The organism is Maccoyibacter intestinihominis (assembly GCF_040096355.1).
In the GTDB taxonomy this organism is placed as follows: domain Bacteria; phylum Bacillota; class Clostridia; order Lachnospirales; family Lachnospiraceae; genus Maccoyibacter; species Maccoyibacter intestinihominis.
On sequence record NZ_JBBMEX010000016.1, the window covers coordinates 25634 to 40570 of the forward strand.

13 protein-coding genes, 1 tRNA gene and 1 pseudogene are annotated in these 14937 nt (G+C 36.7%); 1 reads left to right on the forward strand and 14 read right to left on the reverse strand.

Annotated features, from left to right (window positions below; all coding sequences use genetic code 11):
- The 10 genes and pseudogenes from WMO43_RS13045 to WMO43_RS13090 all read right to left on the reverse strand — a co-directional run bounded on the left by WMO43_RS13045 (position 1) and on the right by WMO43_RS13090 (position 8952).
- Positions 1–999: a DUF6017 domain-containing protein gene (locus tag WMO43_RS13045; protein WP_353531477.1), complete on the reverse strand. Its 999-nt coding sequence runs from the start codon at positions 997–999 to the stop codon at positions 1–3.
- Positions 1000–1077: 78 nt separating this feature from the next.
- Positions 1078–1983, reverse strand: a complete 906-nt coding sequence (locus tag WMO43_RS13050) for a ParB/RepB/Spo0J family partition protein (protein ID WP_353531478.1) — start codon at positions 1981–1983, stop codon at positions 1078–1080.
- On the reverse strand, positions 1973–2758 hold the full coding sequence (locus WMO43_RS13055) for a ParA family protein (protein WP_178760644.1): 786 nt from the start codon (positions 2756–2758) through the stop codon (positions 1973–1975). Before WMO43_RS13055 ends, WMO43_RS13050 begins: the two co-directional genes overlap by 11 nt.
- A 14-nt stretch (positions 2759–2772) precedes the next feature.
- Positions 2773–3738: pseudogene (locus tag WMO43_RS13060) on the reverse strand (ParB/RepB/Spo0J family partition protein).
- Between the two features lie 326 nt (positions 3739–4064).
- Positions 4065–4138 (reverse strand) — tRNA-Arg (locus WMO43_RS13065).
- Between the two features lie 285 nt (positions 4139–4423).
- A complete protein-coding gene (locus WMO43_RS13070) occupies positions 4424–5299 on the reverse strand; it encodes a DUF3881 family protein (protein WP_353531479.1) in 876 nt (291 codons plus the stop codon).
- An 80-nt stretch (positions 5300–5379) separates the two neighbouring features.
- Complete coding sequence (locus tag WMO43_RS13075) at positions 5380–5880, reverse strand: DUF4446 family protein (protein WP_353531480.1); 501 nt, start codon at positions 5878–5880, stop codon at positions 5380–5382.
- Between the two features lie 25 nt (positions 5881–5905).
- On the reverse strand, positions 5906–6796 hold the full coding sequence (locus tag WMO43_RS13080) for a ParB/RepB/Spo0J family partition protein (RefSeq protein WP_353531481.1): 891 nt from the start codon (positions 6794–6796) through the stop codon (positions 5906–5908).
- A gap of 3 nt (positions 6797–6799) precedes the next feature.
- Entirely contained in the window at positions 6800–7567 is a 768-nt protein-coding gene (locus tag WMO43_RS13085) for a ParA family protein (protein ID WP_353531482.1), read from the reverse strand.
- An 875-nt stretch (positions 7568–8442) separates the two neighbouring features.
- Positions 8443–8952 (reverse strand): hypothetical protein, encoded by a 510-nt coding sequence (locus tag WMO43_RS13090; protein ID WP_353531483.1) that lies wholly within the window; start codon positions 8950–8952, stop codon positions 8443–8445.
- Between the two features lie 161 nt (positions 8953–9113).
- Between WMO43_RS13090 and WMO43_RS13095 the strand changes: the two genes are divergently transcribed.
- A complete protein-coding gene (locus tag WMO43_RS13095; protein WP_353531484.1) occupies positions 9114–10067 on the forward strand; it encodes an alpha/beta fold hydrolase in 954 nt (317 codons plus the stop codon).
- Positions 10068–10152: 85 nt separating this feature from the next.
- On the opposite strand, the gene rsmG is transcribed toward WMO43_RS13095, so the two are convergent.
- From rsmG to jag, 4 genes are all read right to left on the reverse strand, one after another.
- Positions 10153–10872 carry a 16S rRNA (guanine(527)-N(7))-methyltransferase RsmG gene (rsmG, locus tag WMO43_RS13100; RefSeq protein WP_353531485.1) on the reverse strand — a complete coding sequence of 240 codons (720 nt, stop codon included), beginning with the start codon at positions 10870–10872 and terminating at the stop codon, positions 10153–10155.
- Positions 10873–10877: 5 nt separating this feature from the next.
- The gene (gene mnmG, locus WMO43_RS13105) at positions 10878–12779 is read right to left on the reverse strand and encodes a tRNA uridine-5-carboxymethylaminomethyl(34) synthesis enzyme MnmG (RefSeq protein ID WP_353531486.1); all 1902 of its coding nucleotides are present in this window, start codon (positions 12777–12779) and stop codon (positions 10878–10880) included.
- Positions 12780–12794: 15 nt separating this feature from the next.
- The gene (mnmE, locus tag WMO43_RS13110; protein ID WP_353531487.1) at positions 12795–14180 is read right to left on the reverse strand and encodes a tRNA uridine-5-carboxymethylaminomethyl(34) synthesis GTPase MnmE; all 1386 of its coding nucleotides are present in this window, start codon (positions 14178–14180) and stop codon (positions 12795–12797) included.
- 128 nt (positions 14181–14308) lie between these two features.
- Positions 14309–14932 (reverse strand): RNA-binding cell elongation regulator Jag/EloR, encoded by a 624-nt coding sequence (jag, locus tag WMO43_RS13115; protein WP_353531488.1) that lies wholly within the window; start codon positions 14930–14932, stop codon positions 14309–14311.
- Positions 14933–14937 lie beyond the last annotated feature (5 nt).

Below are 14937 nucleotides of genomic sequence, written 5' to 3' on the forward strand. Positions count from 1 at the left end.
CTATCTTACCAGTCCTGGCATATCATGGTTCACCTCTGCCTGATAATACCCGTTCATCGTTGACGGTGCATTAAACAGGGCTGCTAATAAATATTTCTTGATGTTCTTCACTTTGGTGGTGTTACTACGCATACAGTGTAAGACATACTCGATATGTGAATAGGTCAGCATCAGAAATTTTTTCTTCACCAGTGATGCCGGATACCACTTGCTGGCAATCAATATTTTGTCATTTTTACACATCACAGTCTCTACGATCAGGTTCACGATTTCATCTACCTGTCGCATATCGTCATGATGGGTTACTTCCAGTGATTCATAATCAATGGTCTCTTTGACAAGGTTTTCATAAGCCTGATAATCCTCAGAGCGATTATCGCTATCAAATCTTTTCTCATCCACAGATATGATAGGATTAGATTTATTATCATTCATTTCAGTATCACTAAGATTAGTATTATTAGGGTTTGAAATGTAAACTTCTTGAAGTTTGTTTTCGGGACTTCTAGAAGTTTGATTTTGGGACTTCATGAAGTTTAAATTGTAAACTTCTGCAGGCTCTTCATTTTCCACAGAAGTTTGTTTTTTAAACTTCTCTAATCCCTCTCCAAATTTTTTCTCATCTGTTTTCTCAGGCATAAAGGTTTTCACGTAGATAACGTTCACCTTTCCAAATCCCTGCCTGCGTTTCTCAATCAGACCAATTCCTGTTTCGTCATCCAGTTCTCTCATGGATTTGATGGCTTTATTTCTGCCACAGTTCAGTAATTCCATGATATCTTCGATGGAAAAGTAGATATATGCTCTGTTTTTGTCGTCAAACCACTGATTTTTGATGGAAAGAGACATTCGATCCAACATCAGTCCATATAAAATTTTAGCATCGCTTGATAAATCTTTAAAGTAACTGTCTGTAAATAATGCTTTTGGTATGCGGTAGAAGCTGAACTGATCAGCTTCGGTACCGTAAAAATAATTAAATGTCATTTTTTTCTCCATAACTGCCTCCTTTCGTTTTCTGCTAAGAAGTCCTCTTTTTAAACTTCTTTGACTTTGTTTTCTTAACTTTTTCTATCCTTAACAGGACTGTTCCTGCATCCGTTTTTCTAATAATGATTCAATCACCTGCTCCATATCTTTGGCTGTATAATCATCCGGAAAATACTTTGTCAGTTTCTTTTCTGAGAAAGTGAGAGACCGGGATACTTTCTTTGCCATCACACAGTTATTGAAAATTGATAACATCTGAATCTGATTAATTGGCCCATCATTCAGTTGATTTCTAAGTGCTGCAATCTGTTTGGGCTTGATAAATCCAGTGTCGCTGATATATTCGTAGATCCATTCCTGTACTTCCTTATCGATGTAGGAGATATCAATAGCAACTGTAAATTGGAGCTTTTTCTTATCTACCAGATCTAAAAGTTCTGGTATTAATTCCGTGAGACGAATATATCTTTGAACCTGTCGTCCACTTTCTCCATTATCCTTTCCAATGAGATCTGCCGTCTCATAATTCCCGACATTTTGTCGGGGATTTTCTTTTGTCGGACGACCTGCTGTTCTTCTCATAGCATCCATTTTCATCTTATATGCAAATGCTTTCTCACTCGGTAACAGTTCCTCTCGCTGAATGTTAGCGTCCACCATCGCAATCACCGCATCATCATCCGATAATTCTCTTACGATTGCCGGAATTGTCGTCAGTCCTGCAAGCTGTGCTGCATGCATTCTTCTGTGACCGGATACCATTTCATATTCTTCATTTTCATCCATACGTAGCAGTACCGGAGTCAGTACTCCATTGATCTTTACACTTTCTACCAGGTCCTGCATCTTTTCATCATCCAGCACCTTGAACGGATGATTCTTAAACGGATGGATCTTACTAATTTCTATCTCCATTGCTGACTCTTCATTTACCACACCAAGCAGTTCATCAATACTTGCCAGTTTAATCTTTTCGCCACTTCTATTTTTCATTATTCAAAACCTCCTGTGTCAATTTCATATATGCCTCGGCAACTTTTCCTTTCGGACAGTGCATGTAAATACTTTTTCCCTCTGCACTGGTCTCAGCCGCTTTTACAGACATCGGGATCACATTTTCAAATACTTCAATCTGGCTTCCGTAGGTTGTATGTACTCTCGATGCAATGTCTCTTGCGTAATTGGTTCTGAAATCTACCATAGTCAAGAGAATGCCCTCAATCGCCAGTTTCCGGTTCAGTCTTTTCTTTACTGTGAGAATGGTCTTGATCAGCTGCTGAAGTCCTTTAACAGGCAGATATGCGGCCTGTACAGGTATCAGCACGGAATCAGAGGAGACCAGTGCATTGATTGTCATCATACCAAGGCTTGGCATACAGTCGATCAGGATATAATCGTATCGGCATCTTATCGCATCGATATATTCCTTCATGATCATTTCTCTGCTCATAACATTTCCCATCGTTACTTCCAGGGCAGAAAGCTCAATATTTGCCGGAAGTAAATCTACATTTTCCTGGTGATGTAAGATACCATCTTTCAAGGAGATTTCTTCTTCATTGATGACATCCATCATGATCGTTGCCAGTGTAATGCGAAGATCATCCGGTTCCTCATATCCAAGACTTGCTGTTAAACTTCCCTGTGGATCCGCGTCGATCAGCAACACTTTCTTACCTTCTCGTGCCAGTCCAATGCCTACATTTACGGTTGTGGTGGTCTTTCCAACGCCGCCTTTCTGGTTTACTACGGATATAACTTTACACATGATTTCTTTCTCCTTTAACTTTCCCATGATTCTTTTTTCCATAATTTCAACAATGCCAGTATTTCCCACTTCATCATTGCCGGTGTATAAGAATTTGGAAAATACTTGTGTAACTGCTCGTTTGTAAATGCCACTCTTGTGATCTCACCCTTTTTCACTTCACACGTGATTTCTTCCATCTTTTCCAGTGACAACTGTTTTTCTTTACTCAGTTGCCGGATTCTCTGTGCCTGTGAGAGTGACGGGATCGCCTGTGCATACTCCATTGCTACAAGCAATTCCTTTTGCTCTTTTTCACTTAATGCTGCTATCTCTACAGCCGGACAAAAAGAAATAATCTCATCATCCAGTTTCTGCAGCATTTCCGGTATCAGTTTTGTCAGTGAGATATAACGCTGCACTTGTTTTGGACTATCACCACAATCCTCGCTGATGATCTCTATCGCTCACTTTCTTGGTGTTTTGTGGTCAACTTGGCTCTTTTTTCGACCACTTTTTCTTTTCAATACGTCATTCTTTAATTTGTAAGCAAAAGCTTTTTCACTGTAGCTGATCCGTTCTCTGTGAAGATTGGAATCTACCATGCTTAAAATGGAATCATCTTCACTTAATACCCGGATGATCACCGGTACTTTACGGTATCCAAGTTTCTCCGCAGCATGTTTTCTTCTGTGGCCGGATATGATCTCATAGTAGCCATCCGGTACTGGTCTGACGATCAGCGGATTTAATATTCCATACTTCTCAATGCTTTCCTGCAGAAGAAACATTTCCTTATCATCTTTCACCTGAAACGGATGCTCTTTGAACGGTCGAAGACGCTCAATCTCAATTTCTATGATTCTTTCTTCGTTTTCTCCTGATTGTCTGTTTGGCTCAGTCATCTTGACTCCTTTCCTCCAGGATTCAGGAAATAAAAAATGCCTGCCTGGAACTTTTATAGATAGTAAAGTTCCAAACAGACATTGCTGTTTGACCATTAGCTGTAGCTAATAGAATTGAATACTGTTTCAGCTAATTTATGTTTGCAGGTTTGGGAGAGATTGTTTCTTTTCCCGCCTTTTCTCTGATTTACATCCCCAAATAAGGGGTGACAACAGAGTGGAACCCAAATGTTAGCTGGACTTCTTAAAACCCATGTTTGCAAAACGGTAATTTTGATTAGCGGTCAGCTAACAAAAATCGGATTGCGTTAGCTGGAAATTGATCATTTTGAATGGAAAATCATGTCACGAACGTGATTAGAAAATAACAAAAGCGTTCGCTGTCAGCTAATCCAGCTAACATTTTCGAACGCTTTGAAGCCCGTCGCCAAGAGGATTTGAACCTCCGACCCCTCGCTTAGGAGGCGAGTGCTCTATCCAGCTGAGCTATGACGACACATGCCGTAAACCCTTGATTTTACTGGGTTTCTGGGATTTTTCCCTTCGGCCATATATAAGATTATCAACTCTTTTTTGAGTTGTCAATCTACAGATTTTTTCGATTTGGTAACATTAGAACGTTCCCCAATTTGGGGAATGCTTTGTTGTCACCTTTGACATTTTTCAGAATAGATTCGAACTGAAAGTTGTTTTTCATTTTTTCCCTTTGGGGAATGCCTCGGCTTTCTCTTAGGAGGCACTTGTTATATCCATTTAACTATGAGAACAAAATATTGGCAGCTTAGTTCATATAGCGGATGCATCCCTGCATCCAAATATTCCCTTTGAACCTTCTTCCAATCTGAGGCTCTCCAAGTAAATCTTCTTTATTAATACAAACATCATAAACCAGACCATTTGTATCAATCTTCATAATGTAAATTTCTTCTTCTGTTATTTTATTCACAGTCTTTTTGTAATCGAGGATTTCTCCTATTACGGAATACTGGTCACTCTCTACACCATATGGCATAAAACAGGTGTCCACGATAGACAGAACATCTTCATAAGCGATCCGGCGTGATAACATGGAATAAGTATCCATATCTTCTAAAGTCAGATTTTCGATTGCATCCTCATCCCCATCTCTTGCTGCTGCAATCAGGTGGTTCCGGTTCTGCATATTTTTCTGGATCGTTTTTTTCTGCTTTTCATTTTTCATCATCGGAAGAATAATCTTACCGCTGATGGACAATGCAGAAAGTGTAACACTTCTTCCGACGATTCTTGGAAAATGTTCCTCGTTTAAATACTCCGCTACATTTTGCAGATAAAAGATTAGGGACACACCTAAACGAACCTCATCACAGATTCCGGCATAAGATTCTTTTTCTGCATGCTTTTGTACTTCTGTCTGTTCCTGTGAAGTAATTCCATGTCCGTAAAAATACGGAATGTAATATTCAATTCTGAAATTGTCGTGGTCAGTAAATTCTCCACGAACTATAATTCCCATGGAATCCGCAAATTCTTTTGTGAATTCTGCGTACTCGTTTCCTTCCGAATCTCTCGCTGACATATAGTTTGTCGGAGAGGATACAATGCTCTGGAGAAGTTCGTCTAACTCTTTTTGATCTTTTATATTTTTAAATCCAACTGCTCTTAAAAAATCATGCATAGAACTCCTCCTCACTTCTTTTGAAATTAATCTTATTATATTATATGTTATTACTTTTTTCTAGGTATAGATTGCAATTTTTATTTTTTATTAGAATTTAATGCCGTGTCCAATGCTTCCTGCTCTTCCTCGGAAAGAGTGATCACAGAATTTCCATCAATAATTTCTTTGATGTATGTATAGCATCCTTCACGGCTATGCATTGCATTGATGATAAATCCATCGTTGGTCTGACTTAAGAGTGCAAGTGAAAAACTCAGCTTTCCTCCCATTTCGTTAAAAGCATCGTATTTTACAAGTCCCACTTTTTGGAAGGTATATTTCATGTTTGAAAAAATACGGTTGATGTTTTTCTCATTTTTCTCATTGGAGTCCATCAGCTGCTCTACCTGATCCAGTCTTTTTAAAATGGTGTCCTCTAAATTTTTCGCATCTTTTCCTGTCATAAAATTGTTGTATGCTTTTTTCAGGGAATGCATTTTTGCTGCATTCACGATCATTACGATGATCAGTATCAGTACAAGTGCTGCCAATCCGATCACGATATAATCAGAATCAATTCCTAAGTATTCAGATATCATATTTTCTCCTTCCAGAACGTCTGTTCTATTTTAATATCATGTCAATTAATCGGTCTAAATCTTCTTTATTATAATACTCGATCTCGATTTTTCCCTTATTTTCATCTTTTGCATTGATGGATACTTTTGTTCCCAGAATCTGTTTCATTTTTTCTTCCAGATCCTGATATACGATTTCAAGCTGTTTATCCATCTTTGTTTTTTCTACTTCTTCTTTTTCCTTCTGTACTTTCTTGACCAGCTTCTCTGTTTCTCTTACGGAGAGTTTTTCATCGAAGACTTTTTGTGCCATATTATACTGTTTTTCTAAATCTTCAATTCCAAGAAGTGCTCTTGCGTGTCCGGTTTGTATCATATCATCAATGACCATCTGCTGTACTTTTTCATTTAATTTTAAAAGACGTATAGAGTTGGTAACTGCAGTACGGCTCTTAGACACACGCTCCGCTACCTCATCCTGTTTCAGATTGAATTCTTCTAATAATCTCTTATAAGCAAACGCTTCTTCAATCGGATTTAAGTCTTCACGCTGGATATTTTCAATCAAGGATATCTCTACAATTTCCTGCTCTGTATAGTTCTTTATGATAACAGGTATCTTTTTCAAACCTGCCTGCTTTGCAGCTCTCCATCTTCTTTCTCCTGCAATGATCTCATAATAACTATTTCGATCCTGAACTACGATTGGCTGGATAATTCCCATCTGTTTGATGGATTCGGATAACTCTAAAAGTGCATCCTCATTAAAATGTTTTCTTGGCTGCTCCTTATTTGGTTCTACCTTATTAATAGGAACCATAACTGCCTGATCTTCTGTCGGTGTAAGTGAAGCATCTTTTGCAGCCCCCGGTTTATTCACTTTGTCTGTAATCAGAGAATCCAGACCTTTGCCAAGTCCTCCTTTTTTTGCTGCCATCTCTTACACATCCTTTCTATTGATTACTTCTCTTGCAAGATCACGATAACTTTCCGCTCCTGCTGATTTTGAATCATATAATGTAATTGGAAGTCCGTGTGAAGGAGCTTCTGCAAGACGAATGTTTCTCGGAATAATTGTCTGGTAAATAGTTGTGTCTAAGTTATTTTTTACATTTTCTACAACCTGAGTTGAAAGATTGGTGCGGGCATCATACATAGTAAATACTACTCCCTCCATCTCCAGATTTGGATTCAATCTTTCCTGTACCAGATGAATCGTATGCATTAACTGGCTCAAACCTTCCAACGCATAATACTCACATTGGATTGGAACTAAGATTGTATTTGCTGTTGTCATGGAATTGATCGTCAGCATATTCAAGGATGGTGGGCAGTCAATAATAATAAAATCAAAATCGTCCTGGATATAATCTACAGAATTTTTTAATACATATTCCTTTTCTTTTACATCCAGTAACTCTATTTCTGCTCCTGCTAAATTTACATTTGCCGGTATGATTGTCAGATTTTCTATATCTGTTTTCTTCATACTTTCCTTAATGCTGCATTCATCCAACATTAATTCATATACTGTATTTTCTAATTCATCTTTATCAATACCCAGTCCACTTGTTGTATTTCCCTGTGGATCTAAGTCAATCGTAAGTACTTTTTTTCCGGCTTCCGCAAGACAAGCTGACAGATTAATTGCTGTTGTTGTCTTACCTACACCGCCCTTTTGGTTAGCTATTGCAATAATTCTTCCCATGTTTTTTCCTTTCTACTATACACTTATCCTCTGTACTTTTCCTGTAAATCTATGTAATTTTGGTACTTTGTACAGATATAATTCTACATTTTTCAGTAATATAGAATACCTAGAACATTATAACATTTATTCTTTTTTATTTCTATAGTAAAAAATGTTTCACGTGAAACATTATTGCTGATTTGCTTTAAAAATCACAATTTATAGATGTTACTATATTTTTTTAATACAATATCTTGTAAAAAATTTTATAAAAAAATAGAAAATGTTTCACGTGAAACATTTTCTATTTCATACTTTTTATCTTATGTGATGTAGTAAGTGCAAACGAGTTAACATCTTACATGATTAATAGGTAATAAGCGTTTATTATGTAATGGTTTTGTACATAACACAATGAATGCAAGTGAGTTAATATGCTCGCATAATTAACAAGCGACAAACGTTGATCATATGCTGGTTTTGCGTATAATCTAATAATTAAAAATATATCAAAGAGAAATTTCTTATTCTTGACGAACAGTGAAATTATTAAGTAAGTGATACTTATGATATAGTGAATGCAAGCGACTTAATATACTTACATACTTGCATAATTAACGGGTGACATATATTGAGCATATGCTGGTTTTGCACATAATAATAAATACTTTATTTACAGAGAATTTGTATGACCGCCAGTAATCAAAGTAGAACAAAACCGGGACTACTTTTGTGACTTTGGAAGAAAATTAGTAACCCCAACTCAGGCAGACTTAGATTTTCTTATTTTCGTACAACGGAACAAAATAGACCCGGCTTTGTATATTACCAATCAAAAAAGTTCAAAACTTCATTACATAAATTTATCATAATATTTATTTCAAAAACTCAATCTATAACAACCCAATAACATTATAAAGACAATCCAAAGCAGACTTCATCTCTTTTTTGCACTGCATATTACTAGTACTCTTTTCTTCATCCATTAATCTCATACACTTATCTATAGATTGAACAGCATGATTCAGTTCAGAAATAATCATATCATAAGTATCTTTTGGAATCGATACCTGATCTGTACTCTCACTCTGCTCCACAATTTTTATAATATCTGATATCTGTGTCAAACGATAATCTACATCTTTCAATTCTGCTTCTACTTTTTTCTGTTCACCCAAAAGACTTTTCTGTTCTGATTTTAAATCTGATATTCTTTCTTTATGATGCGGATATATCGTTCTGGGTGTAAACGGTTCACAATCATTTTCATCTTCTTTTTCTAAATACAAAATAAATTGTGTTGTCTCACGGATTCGGATATGTAATTCATCCTGCTTATTTTGCAGCATTTTTTTCTTTGCTTCTTGCTCACTTTGATAATTTTTTAAAAATTCTTTTAACATAATAACCTCAAGAACATATGTTTGTAATTTATTTACTATCTTTATTTTATACTAATTTTTTGCAAAAGAAAAGGCGGATCTTTTTCTTTAAATTTGAATTGTATAAAAATAGAATTTCGTCTATAATAAACTTAGATAATAAAACAAGGGGGTCATTATATATGAAGAAAAACATCAAACATTTTCTGTTTCTTGCAGCAGCAGCCGGAACAGGAATTCATCTTATGAACCGAACTGTCAACAGAACTGCATGTATGAAAGAAATTCTTTCTTCTCATCCGGGTCATTACTATGATTGGAAACATGGAAGAATTTACTATACCAAGACAGGAAGTGGTGCACCGCTTTTACTGATCCATGATCTTCATCCGGCAAGCTCTTCTTATGAATGGTCCAGAATGATGAAGAAACTCGAAAAAACAAATACGGTCTATACCATTGACCTTCTTGGATGTGGACGAAGTGATAAACCAAATATTACCTATACCAATTATCTGTATGTACAGTTAATTGATAATTTTATCAAAGATGTTATTAAAGAAAAGACAGATGTTGTAGCAACCGGAAGTTCTGTTTCTTTTACTGTGATGGCATGTAATATGGAAAAGAATCTTTTCAAAAAAATCATTTTGATCAATCCAGAAAAAATGAGTGTATTAAACAGAACTCCTGATAAGAAGAAAAATGTTGCAAAGTTCCTGCTTGATTTTCCTGTCATCGGAACCTTCTTATATAATACAACGGTACACGAATTAAAGATCAACCGGATGTTCCGTGAAAAATATTATTATAAGAAACAACTGATTTCTACCAAGGCACAGGATGTCTATTTTGAAGCTGCACATTTAGGTGAAGGTGCCGGCAGATATCTCTATGCAAGTATCATCAGTGACTATACAAACATCAGTATTACTCATGCTTTAAAAAATATTGAAAATAAGATTTGCATTATCGGAAGCAGAGAACGTCCTCACTCCGTAGAGATTTTAGACGAGTATACAGAATGTAATCACAATATTGAAACAGCTTACTTATCCAATTCCAAGTATCTGCCTCAGTTAGAGACACCGGATAAAGTAAATGAGATTCTTCAGGTTTTCTTAAATAACCAGTAATCTCTTAACTTAAAAATACCGACCTCTGATTGTTAGATCTATTCTAACTTTCAAGGTCGGTATTCTTATCTTATTATTTTCATTATCATAAAGGTTTCTTCGATGGTGTTCCTGCTTTTCTTGGATAAGTTGCAGGTGTCCTTTTTTTCTTTTCGATAATAACAAATGCACGGTTCATCTCTGAATCAGGTAATTGAAATTTCTGGATATCCACACATGCCCCACCTAACACTTCTAAAGCATGTTCTGCCTGCTTTGTCTCTTCTTCCACTTCATTTGCCTTATAGGAGATAAACTTTCCACCTACTTTTACAAACGGCAGACAGTATTCACTTAAAGTTGATAAATTTGCCACGGCACGAGACACGCATAGGTCAAATTGTTCACGATATCCTTTTTGTCTTGCAAGCTCTTCTGCCCTTCCATGTACTGCAGATATTTTTTTCAATTCCAGTTCTTCTATGACTTCATTTAGAAAAAGAACTCTTTTATTCAAAGAATCTGCAAGACAGATTTCTAATTCAGGAAAAGCAATCTTCAATGGGATTCCCGGAAATCCTGCACCTGTGCCTAAATCAATAATTGATATATCTTGATTTAATTTTTCTACTTTTATTAAAGAGATACTGTCTAAAAAATGTTTTTGGACTACTTCTTCGAATTCCGTAATGGCAGTCAGGTTCATTACCTTATTTTTTTCCACCAACATCTCATAATAAGTATTAAATTGCTCTAATTGCAAATCTGACAATTCTATTCCCATCTTCGCAGCAGAGTCCTTGAAATACACAATCTCTTTTTTCATAAATTCTATGATTCCTTTTTGCTGTTCTTTTGTCGCATCTGTTCCATATAAACTAAAAGCACGGAAATATCCGCCGGTGATACTCCTGAGATTCTCGAAGCCTGTCCGATGTTCACCGGCTGGTACTGTTTCAACTTTTGTCTTGCTTCAATGCGAAGGCTGTTAACATCATCGTAATCAAAATTTTCCGGTATTTTCTTTACCTCTAACTTTTTAAAGTTTTCAACCTGTTTAATCTGACGTTTAATATATCCATCATATTTAATATTGATGTTTACCTGTTCCGCAACTTCATCCGGAAGCTCCGGTCTGTCCTCATCAATTGGTGCTAAGACTTCATAATTCAATTCCGGTCTTCGGATTAACTCTGCCAAAGAGGTTCCTGTATTTAAAGGTGTACTCTCATACTCTTCCAGTAAAGCCTGAACTTTTTTGTTTGCTCCAATGTTTACTTTTTCCACACGGGCAATCTCTTCTTCAATTAATCTCTCTTTTTCTAAAATCCAGTCATATCTTTCCTGAGAAATCAGTCCTACACGATATCCTTTTTTAGAAAGACGTAAATCTGCATTGTCCTGTCTTAATAAGAGGCGATATTCCGCTCTTGAGGTCATCATTCGGTAAGGTTCATGGTTTTCTTTTGTCACCAGATCATCGATCAATACTCCGATATAGGATTCTGAACGGTCTAAAATTAAAGGTTCCTTTAACAAAACTGACATTGCTGCATTGATTCCGGCAACCAATCCCTGCGCTGCAGCCTCTTCATAGCCACTGCTTCCATTGAACTGACCACCACTGAAAAGTCCTTTTATTTTCTTAAACTCCAGACTTGGATATAACTGATTTGGATTGATACAATCGTATTCAATTGCATAGGCATTTCTGACAATCTTTGCATTTTCCATTCCCGGTAAAGTCCGGTACATCCGATACTGTACATCTTCCGGAAGAGAACTTGACATTCCTCCGACATACATTTCATTGGTATTCAAACCTTCCGGCTCAATAAATATCTGATGTCTGTTCTTATCTGCAAATTTTACAACCTTATCTTCTATCGAAGGACAGTATCTTGGTCCTGTTCCCTCGATCACACCGGAATACATTGGTGACCGGTCTAGATTTTCACGAATAATTTTATGAGTCTCTTCATTTGTATAAGTCAGCCAGCAGGAAACCTGTTCAATCTGAACATCCTCCGGATTTGTTGTAAAAGAAAACGGTACAATCCTCTCGTCTCCTTTTTGCTCAATCATCTTAGAAAAGTCAAGAGAACGTTTATCCATTCTTGCCGGAGTACCGGTTTTAAAGCGGAACATTTCTACTCCATGTTCTTTTAAAGAATCCGTAAGGTGCGTTGCAGCCTGTAAACCATTCGGTCCTGTATAATTGATGACATCTCCATAGAGACAACGTGCATTTAAGTAAGTTCCGGTACAGAGAACCGCAGCTTTACATTCATAAGTCGCACCGGAAAAAGTTTTAACTCCGGTAATATGATTTTCTTCATCGGTTATAATTTCGGCAACCTCTGCCTGACGGATCGTAAGATGTTCGGTATCCTGCAAAGTTTTTCGCATTTCCATACTGTAAGCAGCCTTATCTGCCTGGGCCCGAAGAGAATGTACTGCCGGTCCTTTAGAACGGTTCAGCATCTTTGACTGAATAAAAGTCTTATCAATATTTTTTCCCATCTCTCCACCGAGTGCATCGATCTCACGGACCAGATGCCCCTTGGAACTTCCCCCGATATTCGGGTTACAAGGCATCATTGCAATACTGTCCACACTGATCGTAAATAAAATTGTTTCAAGTCCAAGTCTTGCACAGGCAAGTGCTGCCTCACATCCGGCATGTCCTGCACCAACTACCACTACATCATAGTTTTCCTTTACAAAATCCATAACAATCCTTCTTTCCTACTTTCCGGTACAAAATTTTGAAAATATCTCATTGACCAAATCTTCTCCTAAAGATTCCCCTAAAATATTTCCAAGTTCTTCATAAGTGTTCATCAGATCAATCGAGTAAAAATCTTCCGGCATCTCCATCGCAATACTGTCAAGCACCATATTCAGGCTGTCCTTTGCATTACTTAAAGCTGCCTTATGTCTCGCATTTGTAATGTAGACCTCATCATTCAACTCTACTTTTCCATGGAAAAATAATTCTTTGATCGCATTTTCTAATTCATCGACTCCCTGATTCTCTTTCATCGATACTTTAATGATCTTCTGGTCTAAATGAGAAGCGATCATCTCTTCCGTCGTTACCGTATCTAAATCAGATTTATTCAAAAGTACAAGAGCTGTACGATCCTTTATCATCTCCATGATCTTTTCATCATTTTCATCTAACGGAGTGGACGAATCTACAACATAAATTATTAAATCAGCATTTACTAAATAATCTTTTGCCTTATCTACTCCTATTTTTTCTACTATATCTTCCGTATCACGGATTCCGGCAGTATCAATAATATTAAGAGTGATCCCATTCAGGTTCATCTGCTCTTCTAAGACATCTCTCGTTGTTCCGGCAATATCCGTAACAATTGCCCTCTCTTTTTTCAAAAGAACATTCATCAAAGAAGACTTTCCTGCATTCGGCTTTCCTACAATGACCGTATCAATTCCTTCTTTTAAAATTTTTCCATTGTCGGCGGTATCTAGGAGATGTTCAATTCTTTCTTTACACTCTTCTGCTACTGTTTTTAATTTCTGCCCATACCCATCAATATTGATATGTTCAGGATCATCCAAAGCAGATTCAATAAAAGCAATCTCATAAATGATCTTTTCCCGCAGCTCTTTGATCTCTTTTTGCAAAGAACCCTGAAGCTGGGAAATTGAACTCTTTAATGCAAATTCATTTTTAGAAGAAATGACATCCATAACTGATTCCGCCTGTGTCAGATCAATCCTTCCATTTAAAAATGCACGTTTTGTAAACTCTCCCGGTTCTGCAGGTCTTGCTCCATGGCAAACCACAGTATCTAAGATTTTTTGCATAACAAGTACGCCGCCATGACAGTCAATCTCAACCGTATCTTCCCTGGTATAAGTATTTGGGGCACGCATGATCAAAACCATTACTTCATCAATGATCTTATTTTCCTTTGTATCATCCACAATATATCCATAATGCACGGTATGGCTTTTTTCTTCTGATAACTTTTTCTTACCATTCTTCGACTGATAGATCCTGTCAATCACCGTAAAAGCATCTTCACCACTGATCCTGATAATACCGATCCCTGAATTTGTCATTGCTGTGGCAATTGCTGCAATTGTATCTGTTTTCATAATTTCATACTCCTTTAAGTACGCTTTGTGTCATAACATAAAAACAAAAAATTTTTATCCTTAGGTTATCATACAAATCAATTAGTACAAAAGAGAGTGTTCTTTAGAACACTCTCTATGTATCATCGTTATTTTTTCAAAGTAACAACTACATGTCTGTAAGGTTCTTCCCCTTCACTGTGTGTTGTTACATATCTGTCATTCTGCAAAGCAGAATGAATAACTCTTCTCTCAAAAGGATTCATTGGCTCTAAAGAAACCGGATGTTTTGTTCTCTTTACTTTATAAGCAATATTCTTTGCTAAGTTTTCAAGAGTTTCTTTTCTACGCTTTCTGTAATCCTCTGTATCCATCTTTACACGATAGTAAACATCAGATTTTTTATTTACTGCAAGATTTGTAAGCTGCTGTAAAGAATCCAGTGTCTGTCCGCGTTTTCCGATCAGAATTCCCATGTCATCGCCCTTTAATTCAATCTCGATCACACGGTCGGAATCATTGACTTTGATCAATATCTCCACTTCTAATTTCATTGCCGCAAATACATTATTTAAGAATTCTCTTGCATAATCTTCTACAGAAGATTTTTTACGAGCCTGAATCACTGCCGGCTTGCTTCCAATTCCAAGAAAACCGCTGGTTCCTTTTTCAAGGACTTCATATTCAATTTCATCGGTTGTAGCACCGAGAGCAATCTTTGCTTCTGTAAGAGCATCTTCCTCTGTTTTTCCTGTAAATTTCATAAATTCCATGAATC